Here is a 5,321-nt window from a genome sequence, read left to right as displayed (position 1 = left end):
TGTCGCAATTGCATTGTCGTTTCATCAAAAGGTTCTTAAACGATTTCAGCAGGATGAGGCGGAAATAGACGTAGAATATTACGTTGCGATTTCAATTTTTATCTCGCATTTCAATAAGCGAGAGAATTAGGGCGGAAAATGATGTTGAGACACTCTGAGACGACCGGCTTATGACGCTGAACGGACAGGAACCCTCTGACGAGGCCTGGAGCAAGGCCACGCGCATTGCGCGAGAGCTGGACCGCATTCTAGATGGCACGGAACCAATGCGAGACGCGGTCGCGCGCGCGGCGTCCGAATTGCGCCTGTCGGCGCGCCAGATCTACAACCACTTGAGCCGATACCGTGACGAACGCCGAGTGTCTTCCCTTCTGCCAAGAACGAGCGGTGCCAGACGCACAAGGATCAGCCAGGCCGTCGAGGAAATCATTGCGCAAACGCTGCGGGAAATGTGGCTTCGGCCCGAGCAACCAGACCTCGCTCCAATCATCGAGGAAATTCGCGCACGCTGTGCCAGCGAGGGGCTTTCTCCGCCAGCCTACGTCACCGTCGCAAAGCGCATCCCGCTGCTGTTCACACCAGAAGAGATCGCACGTCGGCGACACTCCGGCGGAAAAAGCTTGCGCCGTCTGAAACCTCGACCTGGCTATATCCGGGCCAAGCACGCCCTTGACGTGGTCCAGATCGACCATACCCCTGCCGATATCCAGTTCGTGGAAATCATCGACGGTCAGGGTATCTTTGTCGGTCGGCCTTACCTTACGATCGCAGCGGATGTCGCGACAAGCGCAATCATCGGGTTCTGTCTGACCCTAGAGCAACCGTCGCGCCTGTCGGTCGCGCTTTGTCTGGCGCAGGCGATGTGCCGCAAGGAAGACTGGCTGGCCGAACGCAACATCAATCATGCCTGGCCGATGTTTGGCCGTCCGAAGCAGGTCGTGGTGGATTCCGCAATGGAATTCAAAAGCGCCAGTTTCACCCGAGGATGTGCGGAGTATGGCATCGCCATTCAAACCCGGAACAAGGGGACCGTCCATCGTGGCGGTGTTGTCGAACGCCTTCTCGGCAAGGTGAACACAGTGCTGCGGTCATTGCCAGGAAAGACCGGGCGCTCCATCGCGGACCGGGGTGAATACCTATCCGCGGACCGGGCGAAGCTCAGCTTCTCGGACCTCGAACGCTGTATCGCACTGGCGATAATTGACCACAATCTCAGCCAGAACGCTCGGAAACTGACCGTGCCGATGGATGATTGGGAACGCAAGCGCCGTGTGATGGAAGGCCCCGCCGACAATCCCATGGATGTTTTGCTCAATTTCCTCCCCAACACCACCCGCAGGATTTCACCTCAAGGCATCAGCCTTTTCGCCATCGACTATTTCGATCCCTGGCTCGGCCCATCGATCGCCCGGCGCGACCGGCTGGAGGCCTTCGATCTTCGCTACGACCCGCGCGACATGAGCCACGTCTACCTCAGGGATCCCGATACCGGAGCCTGGCGCGCGGTCGGCCGGCGAGACGGCTTGTCCGAACCGATCACCCTGTGGCAACACAAGGCCGAACGAAACCGGCTGCGCGAATCCGGAAGACGCCCGGTCGAAGACAGAACGGCGATCCGGCGCGAAATCGCCGCGACCGTGGATGCGTCGGCATCGCGAAAACAGCAGATGAAGGCATTGACCCGCGCCAGACATGCGGCCGATGCTCCAAAACCCTATCAGAAACTTGCCCCTTCCCCGGCACCCACCCGCGAGGGCCCGGCCCGGGACCGCCCGCGACGGGTCTTTCCGGTGGAGGATTGGTGAGATGGCGGATCACCTCCTTCCCTCCGCCGCGTTGCTACTTGGTTCCGAGGATGCGCTTCGGATTACCCATATCCGAGGGCCGCGCTGGATCAGCCACCCGGTCGCTGGCAAAGCCCACGACGCCATGCATCTTCTGCTAGACCGGCCATCCTCCTTGCGCCCGCGGGGCGTGTTGCTGGCGGGCCCCTATCACAACGGCAAAACGATGATTGCCGAACGCTTCGCCATCGAGCATTTACGACAGTCGGATCGGCAAAGGGTCTGGGTAATCCAGACCCGGGAAGGCGCCGGCCTATCCCATTTCTATGCCAGCATTCTTTCCGGCCTGCGCGCCCCTCAGGCAGCTGGCTGGAGAAGCTTGTCACGCGCGGGAGAGCAAGTGGATCATCTGCTGGAAAGCCTGAAGCCCCGCGTGCTCATTTTCGATGAATTCCACAGTGCCCTGCGGGGACGACGGCAGGACGTCAAAGCCATATTTTCGTTCCTGCGCCGAATGGCCAGGGTTCATGACATTTCGCCTGTGCTTGTCGGTGAGGTCGCGGTCTACGACGCAATCCACAATACCGAGGAGATGGGATCGCGGTTTGACACGATCCCTATTCCGAGGTGGGGGTATGATGAGGATTTCGCAACGCTCCTCGACAGCCTTGAGGCCAGCATGCCGCTTGCCCTACCCTCGGAGCTCTCGCGCCAGCCACTGGCGAGGATCGTTCATGATCTGTCGGAAGGTTTGATCGGAGAGGTTGTCGACATTGTCAGCAATGCCGCAATTGCCGCGATCAGGAACGGTGAGGAGCAAATCACCGAAGCGAGCATTGCATCCCTTAACTACATTCCACTGTCGAGGCGCCGGAACGCTGCTTTGCGCGACGAGATGACGTGAACCGGTCTTCACCTGGGATCACCGTCACGCCTGCGCGCCGATATGCCAGCGAGGTGGGACGCGGCTGGCCCGTGGATGTCGCTCCGGCTCCGGGAGAGCTTCTGTCAAGTTGGCTGCACCGGCTCGCATTGGCCAATGGTGTCCCGGCACGATATTTCGGGCGCGTTCTCGGACTGAGAGGCGCGAGCTGGTCGACGCGACTTGACCGGGCTCTTCCCGAGCATGTCCTCAACTTTCTTGTCGAACAGACCCGGGTGCCTGCCGAGGATATCGCCGGTCTGGCCCTTGTACCTGATCCGCTGGCTCGATTGCGTTTGCGGTTATTGACCGTGTCTCAGGCGCGCCAGGCGTCCGGGCCGCAGGTCACTCGCCTGCAATATTGTCCTGCCTGCCTGAGGGAAGATCATGCACCCTATTTCCGGCGCGGCTGGACTTTGGCCACGCGGGTGACCTGTTTCCGGCATGGCTGCCAATTGCGCGATATATGCCCCACCTGCGGAGGTGGTGTTGCCCCGTCCAGGCAGGACCGGCTTGTGCCACAGCAGATTTGCGTTTGGTGCGGTGGCGATCTCCGCAAAGCCACTGCGCGTGCCGAACACGACGTCCAGCAGCTCGAACGGCTGCTCAACGACCTGCTGCGATTGCATGTAGCGGGGCATCGGCTGCCAGGAAAAACCTCCCTTCCCACTCTGCTTGGCTCGGCCTGTTTCACTTTTGGCGACGAGCTCAAATCCATGGCGCACCTGTCGATCCGAGATCGCCTCCGTCTGTTCCGTCAATTGACAGACGGCCCGATGCCGTTCCATTGGCAGTGCGAAAACCCGGGCGCAGCCCTCTGGGCACGCATTGCCCGGACCGCGCCGACTTTTCCAGGGCTGGCCTCATCCTTCAGCAAGAGGGTCATCCTTCGAAACTCCGCGGAACAGAACACACGTCCGGCTCGCCCCGATCTGACAGACCTATTGCAGGCCATCGGCCGTCTTCAATCAAACAGACGTTCGAGACAAGCTTGAGAGGGACATCGAATTCGAACCGCTTTCGGCTCCGAGTCCGGCATCCTGCATTTGTTCCCGGTCCGGCAAGTCCTGAAGCGTCTCCAGATCGAACGCGGTGAGGAACGTCTCGGTGGTGACAAACGTATAGGGCGCGCCGCGCCTGGGCGCGCGCGGGCCGGTGCCGATAAGCCCGCGATCATGTAACCGACCGATCAGGTCGCGGCTGATCTCTCGCCCGAAGATGTCCTTCAGCCCATCGCGCGTAATCGGCTGGTAATAAGCAATCGCGGCAAGCACCGCGACGTCGAACTCTCGCAGATCCAACAGCTGCTCGCCCACATCCGCTGCGGCTCGGATCGCGGGCGCATAGATCGAGCGGGTGCGCAACGTCCACCCATCCCCAACCTTGGCCACCTCAAAGGCGCGGCCCTCGAGATCAGCCGCGAGATCTTCTACCAGCAGATCAACCGATGCCCCCTGCCCCACAACCCGGGTCAGGTCTTCCCGCGGCACCGGCGTGGCAGAGGCAAACAGCACAGCCTCGATCCGCCGCATCCATTCGCGCCAGCGCAAGGCCTGAGGCAGGCCAGCCAATTCTTTGTCGAGATCCAAGTCTGACCGATCTTTGGCCATTGTTACACCCCATAAAGCCGGAACGTATCGCGCCCGGTCAGTTCCCGCGCCACGCCCAGCTCCACCAACCGATCACAGAACCGCCGGGCCGATCGATCCGAATTCAGCGAGGAAAGCGCCGAAGGTGCCACCGCATCCCGGTTCAGGAACATCTGAACCGCCTCATCCGACCCCCTGGCCCGCAGCTTCGGCGCAATCGCGCTAAGCCGCGCTGCGCGCTGCGCAAGATCAGCAGCCATCCGCGCTGCCTCGGTCACAGACGTAACGATGGCTTCGTGGCAGGCCAGGCGCAAGTCGTCATCGGTCTTGCGCAAGTCGCGACGCATCATACCGACCGCCAGCAAGGGGATCACGTGATCCCAGCCAAGCGCCTGCGCAAGGGCCGCATCCGCCAGAACCAAGGCGGCAGCCCCATGCTGCGGAGCGTCAGCCAGCACAGCCCCAAGCACCAACGCCGCCCGATCCACCGGGCCACCCTGGCCTGAGTGGGGCTGGTCGAGCCAAACCGCAATCCGTTCCGGATCATGCTGCGGCATCGCACGATGCTGGGACCGGATTGAGACCGGTCGCTCCACCGCCCGCATCCACATCTGACAGACCTGCCCCGCTGGCCCCGGCTGATCTCCCGGTCGCAGCAAAGCGATCTCGTCGCGCAACTCCCCCGACCTTTCGGATCGCCCGGAAAACGCCACACAGACCTCTGCCGCGCGCAAAGCCAATCTGTTGCGCAACAAGGGTTTGGGGACGCTCTCATGCCCCAACACAACATGCAGATAGCTGAGCGCCGCGCCTGACAAAAAGGACACATCTTCAGGGGTTTGCGCCCGCCCAGAGGTGATCCAGGGCGGCAGCCGGGGTATAGTCTCAGGGTTGCTTCGGGCAGGATGCCGGGCATAGTTCATGCCCCGATACTACTGCATGGCGGCGCTTTCGTCCAACATATAGTGCACAAAGCGCCCCACCTTACCACTCTCCACTATGTCCAATAAGTTTGCATTATCGGAC

The 5,321-nt window shown here is 61.3% G+C and carries 5 protein-coding genes; 3 read left to right on the top strand and 2 right to left on the bottom strand.

From position 1 onward, the window contains the following. Window positions 1–170: 170 nt before the first annotated feature. The 3 genes from BUC08_RS24030 to BUC08_RS25285 are packed head-to-tail and all read left to right on the top strand — an operon-like array spanning window position 171 to window position 3,701. A complete protein-coding gene (locus BUC08_RS24030) occupies window positions 171–1,805 on the top strand; it encodes a Mu transposase C-terminal domain-containing protein (protein ID WP_037932042.1) in 1,635 nt (544 codons plus the stop codon). A gap of 1 nt (window position 1,806) precedes the next feature. Then, window positions 1,807–2,688 (top strand): TniB family NTP-binding protein, encoded by an 882-nt coding sequence (locus tag BUC08_RS24025; RefSeq protein ID WP_037932044.1) that lies wholly within the window; start codon window positions 1,807–1,809, stop codon window positions 2,686–2,688. Beyond that, on the top strand, window positions 2,685–3,701 hold the full coding sequence (locus BUC08_RS25285; protein ID WP_073194628.1) for a TniQ family protein: 1,017 nt from the start codon (window positions 2,685–2,687) through the stop codon (window positions 3,699–3,701). Before BUC08_RS24025 ends, BUC08_RS25285 begins: the two co-directional genes overlap by 4 nt. On the opposite strand, the gene scpB is transcribed toward BUC08_RS25285, so the two are convergent. Both scpB and BUC08_RS24010 read right to left on the bottom strand, forming a co-directional pair. Beyond that, window positions 3,675–4,316 carry an SMC-Scp complex subunit ScpB gene (scpB, locus tag BUC08_RS24015; protein ID WP_037932048.1) on the bottom strand — a complete coding sequence of 214 codons (642 nt, stop codon included), beginning with the start codon at window positions 4,314–4,316 and terminating at the stop codon, window positions 3,675–3,677. The two genes, BUC08_RS25285 and scpB, sit on opposite strands and share 27 nt — an antisense overlap. Window positions 4,317–4,318: 2 nt before the next feature. Beyond that, complete coding sequence (locus tag BUC08_RS24010; protein ID WP_037932051.1) at window positions 4,319–5,218, bottom strand: DUF1403 family protein; 900 nt, start codon at window positions 5,216–5,218, stop codon at window positions 4,319–4,321. Between the last annotated feature and the right edge of the window lie 103 nt (window positions 5,219–5,321).

It is taken from the genome of Pseudosulfitobacter pseudonitzschiae (assembly GCF_900129395.1).
Classification (GTDB): domain Bacteria; phylum Pseudomonadota; class Alphaproteobacteria; order Rhodobacterales; family Rhodobacteraceae; genus Pseudosulfitobacter; species Pseudosulfitobacter pseudonitzschiae.
The sequence above is the reverse complement of the archived record's forward strand: the minus strand, read 5'-3'. Positions and strand labels throughout refer to the sequence as shown.

Excerpts from the sequence above, each read along its gene's own strand:
- BUC08_RS24010 (WP_037932051.1), bottom strand. The coding sequence starts at position 5,218 with ATGAACTATGCCCGGCATCCTGCCCGAAGCAACCCTGAGACTATACCC.
- BUC08_RS24025 (WP_037932044.1), top strand. The coding sequence starts at position 1,807 with ATGGCGGATCACCTCCTTCCCTCCGCCGCGTTGCTACTTGGTTCCGAG.
- BUC08_RS24030 (WP_037932042.1), top strand. The coding sequence starts at position 171 with ATGACGCTGAACGGACAGGAACCCTCTGACGAGGCCTGGAGCAAGGCC.
- scpB (WP_037932048.1), bottom strand. The coding sequence starts at position 4,316 with ATGGCCAAAGATCGGTCAGACTTGGATCTCGACAAAGAATTGGCTGGC.